The organism is Mycobacterium simiae, assembly GCF_010727605.1.
Classification (GTDB): Bacteria; Actinomycetota; Actinomycetes; order Mycobacteriales; family Mycobacteriaceae; genus Mycobacterium; species Mycobacterium simiae.
On the sequence record NZ_AP022568.1, the window covers coordinates 4766148 to 4780154 of the forward strand.

A 14007-nucleotide genomic window follows, 5' to 3' on the forward strand; every position below is an offset into this window, starting at 1 on the left:
AACGAGGAGGGACTGACGCATGCCTGAACAGTCCGTGAATTCGTTGGCTAGCGGCTGTCCTCGCCGTTGCGGTCGCCCTCGGCCGCGTTGATCTGCTCGGACAGGTGATCACCGGACAGGCTGGCGTCCAGAAAAGCTCCCGAGGTCGGCAAGCTCAAATGCAATTGTGACGCCCCGCTAACCGCGACCACGCCCTCGTCGAGGGTGAAATCGAGAACATGGCCGCCGCCGGTGCGGTCGGTGTTGAGGAAGTGCAAATGGTATCCGGCCACGGAAATGCCCTGTTGGAACTGCGGAGTGCGGAATCCGACCAGCACCCCGGAGACGTCGGTGAACCGGGTTTCGGCCTGGCCTTCGGTGGCCTCGGTGAGCGGCGGGTAGGGCTGGTGCTGTTCCATCACCGTGCGGGTGTGCAGTTCGCGGAATCGCCCGGAGATCCGGATCCCGTAGATGAGGTTGGCGCTTTCGATCTGTCGGTCGACCGCGCCGAGCACCTGCGAGCGGTTGGCGGTGTTGCAGATGTGAATGTCGAAATCGGTGCGAAAGCGGGTCACCGCCGCGAACGGCGTGCGATCGGTTGACGCTGCGCGGGTGGCGGTTCCGTCCGCGCGCAACCGATAACACACGCCGTCGAGGATGACCATCTCGCCGTCGAGGTGGTTGAACGTTCCCAACCCGAAGTCGCCGTGGCGCAGGATGTCGGCGACAGTGACGTCGCCGTCGTAGACACCGTCCAGCAGGGCGCCGATCGTCGAAAACTGGTACACCTCATCGCCGCCGTTGGCTGTGTCCCGCTGGTGCTCGAGAAGCGTTGCAGCCCAATGCTTGAAGTGATCGTAGGCGCTGGTTCTAGTGGTCATGGGGCCTTCTTATTCGAAAGCGTCGTCGTGCAGGTGCGCGGCGAGCTCGGTGTTGCGGTGATAGTCCACGGGAACGTCGATCAGGGAGGGGCCGTCTTCGGCGAGAGCTTGACGTAGCGTGGTGCGGAATTCGTCGAGGGTCTTCACCCGGTAGCCGCGGGCGCCGAATGCCGCTGCGTAGGAAACGACGTCATAGTCGCCCAGCTGTACCCCCGATTTGCGCCCGTACTTCAGGACTTCCTGGAATCCCACCATGTCGTAGCTGTTGTCGCGCAGGATGATGTGCGTAAAGTTCAGACCGAGGCGGGTCGCGGTTTCGAGTTCCTGGGCCGAGAACAGGAATCCGCCGTCACCTGAGACGGATACCACGGGTGTTCCGGGTCGCGCCAGGCACGCGGCGATCGCCCAGGGCAGCGCCACGCCCAGCGTTTGTTGGCCGTTGGAGAACAACAGTCGCCTCGGCTCGTAGACGCGGAAATGGCGGGCCAAGTAGATGTAGACCGAGCCCACGTCGCAGGTGATCGTTGCTTCGTCGTTGAGTTCGTCGCGCAGCGCCAACACTACGGCGACGGGGTTGAGGCCCGGTCCTTCGGTTGTGTGCGCACACTCGGCTATATCGATGTCCTGCAGCGTTTTTCGCTGCCGGGCGATCTCATCGCGGTAGTCGTTGGTCAGCGTAAGGTCGGTGAGCTGGGCGGTCAGCGCAGTCAGCGTCGCCGCGACGTCACCGAGCAGCTCGAGTGTCGGCTGGTAGTGGTTGTCGATGTCGGCCGGCACCGCGTCGACATGCACGATGGTGCGTTCGACATCGTTGTTCCACAGCACCGGGTCGTATTCGACGGCGTCGTATCCGACGGTGATCAACACGTCGGCATGCGCGACGATGACGTCGCCGGGCTGGTTGCGGAACAGGCCGACCCGGCCCAGGAAGTTGTCCTCCAGCGCGCGGGATATCACTCCGGCGCCCTGGAAGGTTTCCACGACAGGCAGGCCGGTGGCGGCTACCAGCGCGCGCAATGCCTGGGTGCTGGCCGGGTCGGCGCCGCGGATGCCAACCAGCAAGGCCGGACGGCGCGCGCCGCGAATCAGCTCGCCGGCTTGGTCGACGGCCTGCGCGGGAGCGCTCGGCAGTGACGGGATCGGCATGCGGGCGGTGATGCCCGCGGTGGTGGCGGCGGTCAACACGTCGAGGGGCAGCACCACGGCGGCGGCTCCACGCGGCTCGGCGGCCGCGGCGCGGAAGGCGCCGACGACGGCCTCGGCGACGTTGTCCGGGTCGTTGACCTCGCCGGTGAACTTGGTGACGGTGCGCAGCAGCGCCGCGGCGTCCATCGACTGATGGGTGCGCTTGAGCCGGTCCTTGCGGCCGACGGCCCCGCACAGCGCGACAACGGGGTCTTGCTCGGTGTTGGCGGTCAACAGGCCGGTCACCAGATTGCTAGTGCCCGGACCCGATGTCACCAGCACTACCCCCGGCGTGCCGGTGAGGCGGCCGATGGCTCCAGCGATGAATGCCGCGTTCTGCTCGTGACGGCAGACGACGAGTTGCGGGCCGCCGTCAAGCAGGGCGTCATAGACCGCGTCGATCTTGGCACCGGGCACCCCGAAGACGTACTCGACTCCCTGCGCCGACAGCACGTCCACGACCTTCTGCGCGCTGCGCACCGGCGGGTCGGGGTTTGTGGCCACAAGCGGTCACCTTTCTCGGCAGGCGGCGGGTTGACTTGCGGGTCGACTTGCCACACCAGCATGCGCCAACCGCCTCGCCGGCGCAGCGCGGGTGCGTTTACGGCTTCGCGTGTGCACTCGCGGCGGCGACACGCCGGGCGAGGCCAACCCGGGACGCACACTGAAAACCCGGGACGCACAGGCGATACGTGTCAGCGTTTGCCCCAGTCCCAGCGCGGCGTGCTCAGCAAATCCTGGCCGGTGATACGGGTTTCGCCCCAATCCTTATAGAGCTCGATCTCGACGGCGTCCTGGCTGGTGCTGGCAGTCTCACCCACCGGGACGGTGTCGAGAAACTCCAGCAGTGACCGCGAATGCGTGACGACGACCAGCTGTCCCCGGGCGGCCGCGGCGCGGATCAGCGAGGCCAGCGGTCGCACCAGATCCGGGTGCAGCGAGGTCTCCGGCTCGTTGAGCACCATCAGCGAGGGCGCGTCCGGGCTCAGCAGCGCGGCGGCCCACAGCAGGAATCGCAGTGTGCCGTCGGACAATTCGGCTGCCCGCAACGGCCGCAGCATCCCGCGTTGGTGCAACTGCAGGTCGAACAGGCCGTCGTGAATGGCGACCGAAACCGTGGCGCCGTCGAAGGCCTCGGCCACCACCCGGCTCAGGTCGTCGGACCCCGACTCGAGGATCGTCTGGATCGCCGCGGCCAAGTCGTTGCCGTCGTCGGAAAGCACCGGTGTGCGGGTGCCGACCTGCGGTTGTCGCGCCGGTGCACCGCCGTCGACGCGGAAGCCGTCGTAAAACCGCCAGCCGCGCAGCCGCTCCCGCACCGCGGCGACTTCCGGCAGGGCCTGCGGATGGGCATACTCGGCCAACACGCTGCGGTACAACGGCAGCGACCGGGACAGCTCGTCAAAACCGTTGTCCGCGTTGACGGCTTCGGCGAACGCCCGCGACCGCCGCACCAGCGTCGCGCTAGGCCGCAGCACCGGGCCCGCGAACACCATCTCCCGCTTGATCTCCGGGTCGAGAACGAAAACCGACGCCCCCGCCGACTGCGGCATGCCCAGGTCGACGAGATAGCCGAAATCATCTGCGGCAAAGCCCATTTCGAGGGATACCGGCCGGGTGCGTACCGTGCCCTCGGTGGTCTGCGAGCGCCGGGCGCCCGTCAATTGCTCGGGCCCGGCCCACAACACCGATTGCAGGCCCCCCTCGCGGGCCAGGGAGCCGACCACCTCGCCCCGGCCGCAATCGGCCAACAGCCGCAGCGCGCGGTATAGCGACGACTTGCCCACGCCGTTGGCGCCCGTGATGATCGACAGCTGGCGCAGCGGCAGGATGACCTCACGCAGCGACCGGTATCCGCGGACAGCAACCGTTTGCAACATGCGGCCGACTGTACGGTCCGCCTCCGACGCCGCGCCGTTAGCTGTCGACCTCGGCGAGCAGTTGCACCTCTTCCAGATCCATCTCGGCTTGCAACTCGCGCAGCACCAGGTCGTCGATGACCTTCTGATTGCGCAGCGTGGTAATGGCGCGGCGTTTGTGGTCGAGCACGCCCAGCCGCACCCGTCGGACCAGGTCGTCGCGCTTGGCAAGATCGTTGCTGGACGAACCGTCGTCGCTCTCGGTCACGATCGCGGCACGTTCGTCGTACTCCTTCTGCAAGCGGCTCAACATCTTTGGGCTGGCGCCCAGTTCACTGGCCACCACCGGCAGCGCATCCAGGGCGGCCTTGGCTCCGACGCTGCGCGCCAGCTGCAGTTCCTCGGCGTACGCGGTGTCTTCGGGCATGCGCGCCCAGCGGACGATCGCGGGCAGCGAGATGCCCTGGACCAGGACGGTCGTCAGGATGACGACAACCACGATGAAGATGAGCAGGCTGCGGTCGGGGAAAGGTGCGCCGCTGAGCGTGGTGGCCGGGACGGCGAGCGCCGCGGCCAGCGATACGGCGCCGCGGAACCCGGCCCAGGCCGTGACAAAGCGCTGCCGCCAGGGGATCCGACGTTCCCGCTGCACCTGGCGCCGATCGAGCAGGCGCAGCAGCATCGTGGTGATCTCTCCCCAGAAGATCCGGGAGCCGATGACGACCCCGGTGACGGCCAGGGCGATGAAAAGGGCGTGGCGCAGTCCGCCTTCGACGTCGTTGGTGGCGCGCACTGCGGCGGGGATTTGCACCCCGACGAACACCCACAGCGTGCCGTTGATGAGGAACGTCGCCATGTCCCAAAACCCGTAGGACAGCAGCCGGGAGCGGGCGCGGATCACCACCGGCCCGGCGTAGGCGAGGACCAGCGCCGACACCAGCACCGCCACCACACCGCTGCAGCCCATCGCCTCGGCGAGTAGGAAGGCCGCGAACGGCGTCAGCAAGCTCATCGCCCCTTCTTCTTGCGGCGCATCGATTCGCTTGCGCGCCAAGGTAACCAGACCACCGACCAGCAGGCCGGCGGCGATTCCGCCGATGTAGGAGCCGACGAATCGCAGCACCAAATCGGGCGGGGTGATCTCGGCGCCACCGATTGCGACGTGGACGGTCACGCCGAACAGCACCAGCGCTGTCCCATCGTTGATCAAACTCTCGGCACGCAGCACGGTCAGCGAGCGGCGCGGCAGCTTCTTCGCGAGTCCGGCCACGGCCGCGGCATCGGTGGGTGAGAGCACCGCACCCAAGACCGCCGCCGCGTGCGGCTCCATGCCGAGCGCGCGTGCCGCCCAGGCCACGGCGACCGCGGTGACGATCACGAGGATGACGCTCAGGAAGATGATGATGCGCAGGTTTGCTCGGATTTCGCGCAGGCTGGTGCCCAGGCCTTCCCAATACAGAATCGCCGGCAGGAACAGCAACAGGACGAGTTCGCCGTTGATGTGGATGTGGGCGAAGGTGGGGATCAACCCGAGCAGCGTGCCGAGGAAGATGAGCAGCACCGGCGGGCCCACGCGATAGCGCCGGCCCAGCACCGTTCCCACGATGACGGCCGACACAAGCGCAACGATGACCTCGAGCCCAAACACGTGCCCATCCTGCCGTACGGGTCGGTTGCTGGCCGCATCGGCCGAGACACATCACAAAGGCGTGATGCCGCAACGGGTTCGATCGGCGGTGTCAGGTGCAGTCGCAGCAGTCCCCGCAGTCGCAGCAGCAGTCGCACCCGTCGCAGCAGCACACGCAGGCGCCGTCGCCCCTGCCGCCCTTCGCCTTGGCACCAGCGGCGGGCACCTCCTCGGGATTGGTGCCGCCCGCATTGAGGTAGCCGCCGCCGGGCGCCTGGCTGCCGAAGTTGATCGGTTCCTGCTGGCCGTGTGGGGTGCCGTTGCGGGCGGGGTGGCCCGCCCTGGTGAAGGTACGTGAGATCGCCCGGCGCACTTCCCGGGTCAGCAACCGCCGGGCCAGCCGGCCGTCGCTGAAGTCGACCTCGGCCAGCGCTAATTCGATGCCCAGCGCCGCGTCGTCGCACAGTACGCGTGCCTGGGCGACCGGGGTTTCGGTGGCCGCCAACGGGTTCCATTTGCCGCGTGCCAGGTCGTCGTCGTAGTCCTCGACGGCATCCAGGACATGAGCGATCCGCCCAAACAGTTGACCAATCTCGCGCAACGGCGCCTGGTTGCCGGGCCGGCCGGCCAGCACGGCGGTATAGGCGAAGGCCTCCGCGACGGCGGTCTCGGTGGGTTCGGTCACTTCCAACAGCGAGCTGCCCGGACCGGCGGTCGCCTCGAGCTGGGCCTGGCGGTCCATCGCCGCGACGAGCACGCCGGTGTTGAAGCCCATCGCGTGTCCGGTGTCGGTACCCTGGCGCACCCAGCGCTCGGCGATGCGCCGGGCCGCCGGCCGCACGCCGGCCGCGCCGACAACGCCGTCGTGGTCGTCGACGTGATCGCGGACCCGGGCCGCGGCCAGGGCCAGCGACACCACGGCGGCCAGGCGTGCGCAGTCGCCGGTAGCCACCTCGGCGCGTCGCATGCCGCGCAGCGGACACGGCCCGGCCTGACGGCGGGTTGGCTTCTCGGGCGATTGCGCCTCGACCAGAAGCGAGACCACGAGGCCGTCATAGTTGGTGGCGATTCGCGCCGACTGGCCGTAGTCGTCGCGCAGCGCCAGACACAATCCGCATAATTGGGCGGTCCAGGCTGCTGCGAGCTCGCCGCCGAGTCGATGACGGCAGGGCCGGATGATGCCGAACATGCACAGAAGCTACCCGACCCACAGCAAACGCGCGCCGAAACGACGAGCTAGCTCGGGCGCGTTTTCGGCGTGCCGCCGCTAACTGTCCCGCACCGAGGCCGACGGTGGTGCCATCGGCCCCACCCATAATGGAGGTGATGACTTTCGTGAAGATCAGGCTTGTCATGACCGTCGCGATTCTCGTCTCGCCGATGCTGGTGGGGTGCCACTTCGCGAGCAGAAACCCGCCGACGTCGAAAACCCTCAGCGTGCCCATGGAGCAGGTGCTCAAGCAGAGCAACATCACCCAGAACGTCACGTTGGCGGTGGGGAACACGCTGAAACTCGAGTTGGGCGCGAATTACAGCACGCCGTACCGCTGGTCGGTTGACACGAAGATCGGCGACTCCTCCGTAATCGAGCAAAAAAGTCATCAATACGTGCAGCCAACCACCGACGCGCTGGGCGCGCCGGGCACCGAGGTGTGGATGTTCGCCGCGCTCAAGCCCGGCACGACGACGATTTCCACCGGCTATTCGAGCTTCGTCGGCAAGAACACCGCGCCGATTTGCCAGTACACAGCGATCGTGACGGTGCAGTAAAGGCAACACCGATTGTCGGCGGTCACATAGCGGGCCAGCAATGCCTCCCGTTACCGTCTGGCTGTGCTTGGCTTCCTTCGTAACTGGGTGCGGCTAACCTATGTGCCCGCGGAGCTTCACGGCGAGCTCGCGGCTGAGGGGCTGATCTTCTTAGCCGACAAGGTCAAAGTGGTGCGCCATTTCAATGGGCACGTGCCGGGTGTTTTTTCGGCCGCCGGTGTCGCTCACTACGTGGGCGCGTTCGCGCTGAGCGCCGCCCGGGTGGTCGCGACCTTCCCGTTGCGCGGGGATGCCGATCTGCGCTCCATCGACTGTTCGTGGGCAACCAACACCGGCCCGGCGGCTGCGACGGTCACCCGCAAGGGCCTGCTGATCGACATCGACCTGCGCGGCGTGGACAAGGCGTGCAGCGGATCGATGAAGCTGCATTACCGCCGGGAGGTTTCCGACGAGGTGCTTGGCCAATTGCCGACCACCACGCTGCGCTTCCCGGTGGAACCGGCTTTCGTGTATCGCGCCGCCGGTGTCCGCCCGACGCGTTAGCGACTCAGAGCGCGGGCGACCTCGCCGTAGCGCCGAAACCGCTCCTCGTCGTCCAGGGCGTTGTAAAGCGCGATGCGCGTGGCGACTCCGCCGTACTTGTAGGTCAACGCCTCGGCGAGACCGTCCCACGTCGATTCGGTCGCGAACGCCGCGATGTGCTCGTCGGTGATCTGGGCCGCCATGCCCGGGAAGTCGCCGGCCTTCTGCTTTTCGCGGATGCGGGCGGTGGTGCCCTCGAATCCCGCCTCGTCCCAGATGAACGCGTAGTTGGGGGTGCTGCCGTAGAAGGCCATGCTGGCGCGCACCCCCTCGCGTTGGGCGTGCAGTTCCTCGTCGCTGTCGCCGACGATCGTCATGGCCGGCACGATGACTGCAATGTCCGACGGTGCGCGCCCGGCTTTTGCCGCGCCAGCCGCGATGTTGGGCAGCACGTGACGGTTGAGATAGCCGACTTCGCCGAGTGGATGGACGTGCACACCGTCGGCCACTTCGCCCGCCATCCGCAGCATCCACGGATTGACCGCTGCCACATCGACTTTGGGGTCGGGTGCGTCGATGGGTCCGGCGCTCCACTGCGGGGTGATGAAGTCCAGGTCGTAGAACTCGCCGTGGTGATCGAGCTTGCCGGTGCGAAACGCCGTGAAACACGCTTTGACCGCGCGGACGTAGTCGCGCAGCCGTGGGCCGGGCCGTTCGAACGGGACGCCGTAGCGGCGCACGATGTGGGTGCGGAGGCCGCCGGCCGGCCAGACGACGAACCTCAGCTTTGGCCAACCGGCCGGTCGGCAGCAGGCACGGTCGACGCACCGGCTGGGCCGTTGTCGTCGCCGAGCGCTGCCTCGGCCACGGTGGCCAGACCGAGTGTCGTGGTCAGCTCGATCAGCGAGCGGGCGATGGTGGCGGCTCGCTCGTCGCGCAGGATCGGCTCGATGAGTTGACGGTCGAGTTTGACATCGTCGATGGGCAATTCGCGCAGATAGGTCAGCGTCGCGTAGCCGCTGCCGAAGTCGTCGATCGCCACCCGAATGCCGGCCTCGCGAAGTCGATTGAGCACCGTGCGGGCCTTGGAAAGGTCGGCGACTAGTAGGTCCTCGGTGATTTCGACGGTGAGGCAACTAGCGGACATGCCGCGGGTGTCGAGCACCGACAAGATCCGGTCGGGCAGGGTGTCTTCGTCGAGGGAGGGCGCCCACAGGTTGATTGCAACCGGGATTTCGGCGCCTGCCGCGTACCACGCCGAGGCGTCGGCCACCGCCCGGGACAGCACCAGGTCGGTCAGCGCGTCCATCAGCCCGTGGTCGCGGACCAACGGCAGGAATTGGCCGGGCTCCAACGTACCGAGATCGGGGTGCTGCCACCGCACCAGCGCCTCGGCGCCGCCGACGGAGCCGGTCAGCATGTCGAATTTCGGCTGGTACAGCAGGGTCAGCAGACCGTGGTCGATGGCTCGGCGCAGCTCACCCAGCAGCTGCAGGCGGGCCATGCTGGCGTCGTGAGTGGGGTGGTCGCCGAGCTTGGCGTTCATGTCAGGGGTGAATGTCTGGACCTCGGTCGAGCTCACCTGTTTGGCCCGGCTACGGGCGGCGGTGGCTTGCTCGAGCAGCTCGCCCGGCCGCAGCGCCGACCCCCGTTCCGTCGAGGCCGAGGCCACACCGATGTTGAGATGCACGTGCAGCCGGTGGTTTTCGAGGTCAAGAGCTTCGCCGAAAGCCCGGGCGAGGCCGTGCGCAATTTGGGCGGCGACCTCGGGACGGTCTTCGATCAGCACGGCGAATTCGTCGCCGTTCATCCGGGCGACCGTGTCGGTGATGCGGACATTCTTCGAGAGCCGCTCGGCGACGCTGCGCAGGAGCTCGTCGCCGACCGCATAACCCAGGGTGTCGTTCACCATTTTGAAATCACTGATATTGAGCGCAATCACGCTGACCGGGACGCCGTGATGAATGTGCAACCGAGCCGCGTGTGCTAGCCGATCGCTAAATAAACTCTTATTTGCCAAACCGGTTAACGGGTCCCGCAGGGCGGCGTCAGATAATGCGGCCAGCAGATGTTGTTTGCGGTCGAGCAGCAACAAATGCCGAGCCACGGTGGTGAGGAATAGCACCACACAGACCGCGAAAATGAACGCCTCGCTCCGGTTGGTCGGCCAGAAATGTACAGCACCCACAGCAATCGCCAACAGCACCGGCGCGTACGGCAGCCACAGCGACATTTTGGACAGCGGCTGGGAGAAACCGAGGTCGAGATCGGGGCCCGGCCGAGACGCGATCGCCGCCAGGGCAATGAAATACATTCCCGCGGCCCAGCCGAGAATGACCGGAACGCTGGGCACCTGCTCGGGATGGTTGCCCAAGACGTGCAGTAGCCCGGCCGCCGCGATGACCGACCATCCCGCCGTCATGAACGTCGGCGAGCGTCTGCGGTCCGGCTCGGATTTGTGCACCGTGATGATCGACATGATGACGAGCCCGGCGTACACGGCCGTGGCGACGGCCAACGTGATCTGCGGCAGGCTCACGCTTTGTGCAGGTCGGCGGACATGCCCTAGCACCACGATGGCCAGTACGATCAGTAGCGATGCGGCGACAAGGATGCCGTCGAGAAGCAGGCCGATCCCGAATCGCGAATCGTCGCGGCTGGGAATCGTCACGGCGGTAGCCAACGCGCAGATGGGCAATACCACGTAGCCGATGTTTGCCGCGGAGACGCCTGTCATCGGCGGAATGCCGCCCAGATTGACGTACCACCACACCGCTTGGCCAGCCGTCCAACCGGCCAGCCCGATGCTCAACACCGTCCACGCGAGACGTTGGCGACGCCGGGCCGACCGGGCGGCGTAGACCGCGCAGCCGTTGGCAAACATGCTGATGATCCAGAGCCCTACCGGGGCGATCGATGCGTGGTCCGGCGCGCCGCTCTGGGTGAACAACAACGCCGCGTAGACGAGCAACCCGACAGTGGCCAACACAACCACCGCGGACCGGCGTCGTGTCAGTGAGAACATTTTCGTGTCCTGTCGTATGCGGTTGTCGAATGCAGGATAAGGCACCGCGCGCGTTGGCGTGGTTGCTACTGCCGGCCGTTTTGTCTATTGCGTCACGATCACCCGAAAGTCGGGTGCCGCGATAGGGATTGGTTAATCAGATCCGATCCGGTGATGTCACCGGCGGAGTTATGGCTCGCCGGCGAAGACCACGCCGGGGTTGAGAATCCCGGCCGGATCGAAGGTCTGCTTGACGCGGCGCAGCAGATCGACCTTGACGGGGTCCTCGAGGGCGCGCCAGTAGGGGGCCTTAGCGCGCCCGAGTCCGTGTTCACCCGAGATGGCCCCGCCCAGTTCCATTGCGAGGGCGAAGATGTCGGTCATGAGCTTCTTGCGGGTTGCGGGGTCGGCGCAGAAGATCGCCAAATGGACGTTGCCGTCGCCGGCATGCCCGCAGCCCACGGCGCCACCACCGGCCGCCGTGGCCAAACCGCGTACCGCTGCCAGGAATTTTGGCATGGCGCCGCGCGGCACCACGGTGTCGACGATGTCGTCGGCGTGGGCCGCCTTCAGGGTCCAAAACGCGTTCTCCCGCGCCTCGATCAGTTTGCGGGCCGAGCCGCCTTCCAGCACGTAGACATCCAGGGCGCCGAGTTCGCCCAGCAGCTCGCCGGCTTGTTCGACGTCTTCGTCCAATCGGTGTGCCGTGCGATTCTCAAGTGCGACAACCAGATACGCTTGACAGCTGTCGCGGATCTGATCGGGGATGCCCAGTTCCAGGTTCTGGGTGTGCACCAGCGCGGCCATGGTCACGTTGTCGATGTACTCCAGGATGTAGGGCCCCAAGCCGCTGCCGATGATCAGGGGCACCGCCGCCATCACTTGGTCGAAGTCGGCGAACGGGGCGAGCACGGTGGCGCTGTGCTCAAGCCGCGGGTGCAACTTGACGATCACCTCGGTGGCCAGGGCCAGGGTACCCTCCGAGCCGACGATGAGTTGGGTCAGGTCATAGCCGGTGGACACCTTGGCGATCTTGCCGCCGGTGCGGATGATCTCCCCGGTCGGCAGCACGGCCTGCAAGCCCAGCACGTTCTGGCGGGCAATGCCGTACTTGACGGCACGCATGCCGCCGGCGTTGGTGCCGACGTTGCCACCGACGCTGGAGGACAGCTCACCCGGGTGGACCATGTAGCGCAGGCGGTGCGGGGCGGTCGCGGCATCGAGGTCCGTCAGGGTCACGCCGGGCTGGACGACAGCGACCTGGTTGGTGGTGTCGACCTCGAGGACGGCGTTCATCCGTTCGAAGGAGACGACCAGTCCGCCCTCGCACGGCAGCGCCGCCCCGGACAGGCCGGTCCCGGATCCGCGGGCGGTTACCGGAACCTGATGCTTTGTGGCCACTTTCAGCAGTGCAGCCACCTCCTCGGCGGTGGCGGGCTTGGCGACGTAGGCCGGCCGTTGCGGCGGATGGGTTATCTCCTCGTCGTGTCCATAGTCGTCGAGGATGGCGTCGCCGGTCAGCACGTTGTGGTTTCCGACGATGTCTGCGAGGTGTGCGGTGATGTCGCCCATGAAGGCACTGTAAAACTCGGTGAGCTGTCCGACGTTAGGTCGGCGCCGAAATCGGGAACCCGGCGCGCTGATGGTTTTCGTGTCGACGGAAGGGACTCACTCGGTGTTCTCCTCGTACCGCTCACGTCTGGGGACGCGGTTCGGACCCTACGAGCTGCGTTCGCTGCTCGGTGCGGGCGACGCGGGTGAGGTGTTCGAGGCATACGACACGGTTAACGACCGAAGAGTTGCGGTAAAGCTGTTGCGTGCCAAGACAACGCGGAACCCCGGTTTCCAGCAACGCTTTTGGCGAGATGTTCAGATAGCCGCGCGACTGTCGGTGCCGCACGTGGCGGCGATTCACGACTTCGGCGAGATCGACGGCACGTGGTACGTCGATATGGAATTGGTCGGCGGCCCGAGCCTGCGGGAGCTGCTGCGGGCACAGGGCGCACTGGAACCGTCGCGCGCGGTGTCGATCGCCGGGCAGGTGGCGCGGGCGCTGGATGCCGCGCACGAGGCCGGGCTGGTGCACGGCGGCGTGCGCCCCGCGAACGTGCTGCTGACCCGCGACGACGTCGCCCACCTGGTCGACTTCGGAACCGCGTCGTCGGACGACCCGGCCTACCGGGCACCGGAATGGTTCAGCGGTGGCCGGATCGGAGCGCAGGCAGACGTCTATTCGCTGGCATGCGCGCTCTACGAATGCCTTACGGGCCAACCGCCGTTCGAGGGCACCGAACACGACGTCAGGGACGCGCACCTGTTCGCGCCGGCGCCGCGGCCCAGCATCATGCGTCGGGGCATCGGCCGAGGGCTCGACGACGTCGTCGCCGCCGCGATGGCCAAACAACCCACGGCACGGTACGCCTCGGCGGGGTCGTTCATTCGGGCGGCGATGGACGTGGTGTCCCCGGCGTACCAGCCGGTTCGGGCCGCCATCGACGCTCCGCTATCCGCGCCCCTGCCGCGGACCCGGCCGTTCCCGGCGGTCTATCCGAACCCCGATGATTCCGGGTCCATCCCGTATCCGCCGTCGCAGGTAACGGTGCGGCGCCGGGTGTTTCCCGGCCCGGCCGTGTTGGGTGCGGCCTCGGTGGCGGTGTTGATCGCCGGCCTGGTGTTGGCGGTCGCCTCGGTGTTCGGCGGCAGCGGTGGTGCGCCGCCTCCGACGCCGACGGCAGCGCCGTCGGCTCCCGCGGCCCCGCCACCGAAGACGCCGACGCTGTCCGAGCCGGTGCAGGGTGCCGACGGGTTGGGTTTCGTCGGTGAGACGGCCCGATGCGACCCCGGCAATCCGCCGGCCGCGGTGGTGCGGACCGCCCAGTCGCTGGCAGTGGTGTGTCAAAACCTCAGCGGTGCTTACTATTACCGCGGAGAGCGAATTCGCGATGGCGCCCACATCGAGCTCTCAAGCGCCGAGCCCGTCGCCGACGGGTTCGACGTCACCAACCCGGTGGATGGCGTGCGCTACGAGGTCCGCCCACATCGGCTGCGCATCCTCAGCGGCAGTCACGTCGATTCCTCGGAGCCGGTGCTGCAGTACGCGACCGCGTCGTAAATTCTTCTCGCGCACCGTCTTTCACATAGACGACGGAGGAGGGCCGCGCGTGGCGATTTGTCCGGAGC

The 14007-nt window shown here is 67.0% G+C and carries 10 protein-coding genes and 1 pseudogene; 3 read left to right on the forward strand and 8 right to left on the reverse strand.

Annotation, left to right across the window (positions count from 1 at the left end; translation table 11 throughout):
• Positions 1-47: 47 nt before the first annotated feature.
• The 5 genes from budA to G6N33_RS22230 all read right to left on the reverse strand — a co-directional run bounded on the left by budA (position 48) and on the right by G6N33_RS22230 (position 6720).
• Positions 48-860, reverse strand: a complete 813-nt coding sequence (gene budA / locus G6N33_RS22210) for an acetolactate decarboxylase (protein WP_049918959.1) — start codon at positions 858-860, stop codon at positions 48-50.
• Between the two features lie 9 nt (positions 861-869).
• Positions 870-2549 (reverse strand): acetolactate synthase AlsS, encoded by a 1680-nt coding sequence (alsS, locus tag G6N33_RS22215; protein WP_081662000.1) that lies wholly within the window; start codon positions 2547-2549, stop codon positions 870-872.
• 191 nt (positions 2550-2740) lie between these two features.
• Complete coding sequence (locus G6N33_RS22220) at positions 2741-3925, reverse strand: AAA family ATPase (RefSeq protein WP_044506731.1); 1185 nt, start codon at positions 3923-3925, stop codon at positions 2741-2743.
• 37 nt (positions 3926-3962) lie between these two features.
• Positions 3963-5552, reverse strand: coding sequence for a Na+/H+ antiporter (locus G6N33_RS22225; RefSeq protein WP_044506730.1), 1590 nt, complete (start codon positions 5550-5552; stop codon positions 3963-3965).
• Positions 5553-5643: 91 nt separating this feature from the next.
• A complete protein-coding gene (locus G6N33_RS22230) occupies positions 5644-6720 on the reverse strand; it encodes a DUF5685 family protein (protein WP_044506728.1) in 1077 nt (358 codons plus the stop codon).
• Positions 6721-6866: 146 nt separating this feature from the next.
• On the opposite strand from G6N33_RS22230, the gene G6N33_RS22235 reads away from it, so the two are divergent.
• Both G6N33_RS22235 and G6N33_RS22240 read left to right on the forward strand, forming a co-directional pair.
• Positions 6867-7301, forward strand: a complete 435-nt coding sequence (locus G6N33_RS22235) for a protease inhibitor I42 family protein (RefSeq protein ID WP_044512009.1) — start codon at positions 6867-6869, stop codon at positions 7299-7301.
• Positions 7302-7364: 63 nt separating this feature from the next.
• Entirely contained in the window at positions 7365-7844 is a 480-nt protein-coding gene (locus G6N33_RS22240) for a hypothetical protein (RefSeq protein ID WP_155945887.1), read from the forward strand.
• Here G6N33_RS22240 and G6N33_RS22245 read toward each other — a convergent pair.
• The 3 genes and pseudogenes from G6N33_RS22245 to G6N33_RS22255 form a co-directional block, all read right to left on the reverse strand.
• A pseudogene (locus G6N33_RS22245) lies at positions 7841-8578 on the reverse strand (LLM class flavin-dependent oxidoreductase); the annotation flags it as partial. The gene G6N33_RS22240 and the pseudogene G6N33_RS22245 sit on opposite strands and share 4 nt — an antisense overlap.
• Before the next feature lie 26 nt (positions 8579-8604).
• The gene (locus G6N33_RS22250; RefSeq protein WP_163771616.1) at positions 8605-10848 is read right to left on the reverse strand and encodes a putative bifunctional diguanylate cyclase/phosphodiesterase; all 2244 of its coding nucleotides are present in this window, start codon (positions 10846-10848) and stop codon (positions 8605-8607) included.
• A gap of 168 nt (positions 10849-11016) precedes the next feature.
• Positions 11017-12399 (reverse strand): FAD-binding oxidoreductase, encoded by a 1383-nt coding sequence (locus tag G6N33_RS22255; protein ID WP_044506724.1) that lies wholly within the window; start codon positions 12397-12399, stop codon positions 11017-11019.
• A 70-nt stretch (positions 12400-12469) separates the two neighbouring features.
• Here G6N33_RS22255 and G6N33_RS22260 point away from each other — a divergent pair, with 70 nt between their 5' ends.
• The gene (locus G6N33_RS22260) at positions 12470-13939 is read left to right on the forward strand and encodes a serine/threonine-protein kinase (RefSeq protein WP_101528295.1); all 1470 of its coding nucleotides are present in this window, start codon (positions 12470-12472) and stop codon (positions 13937-13939) included.
• Positions 13940-14007: the final 68 nt, after the last annotated feature.

Coding starts and splice junctions, on each gene's coding strand:
- budA (WP_049918959.1), bottom strand. CDS start 860: ATGACCACTAGAACCAGCGCCTACGATCACTTCAAGCATTGGGCTGCA.
- G6N33_RS22260 (WP_101528295.1), top strand. CDS start 12,470: ATGGTTTTCGTGTCGACGGAAGGGACTCACTCGGTGTTCTCCTCGTAC.
- G6N33_RS22220 (WP_044506731.1), bottom strand. CDS start 3,925: ATGTTGCAAACGGTTGCTGTCCGCGGATACCGGTCGCTGCGTGAGGTC.
- G6N33_RS22250 (WP_163771616.1), bottom strand. CDS start 10,848: ATGTTCTCACTGACACGACGCCGGTCCGCGGTGGTTGTGTTGGCCACT.
- G6N33_RS22230 (WP_044506728.1), bottom strand. CDS start 6,720: ATGTTCGGCATCATCCGGCCCTGCCGTCATCGACTCGGCGGCGAGCTC.
- G6N33_RS22255 (WP_044506724.1), bottom strand. CDS start 12,399: ATGGGCGACATCACCGCACACCTCGCAGACATCGTCGGAAACCACAAC.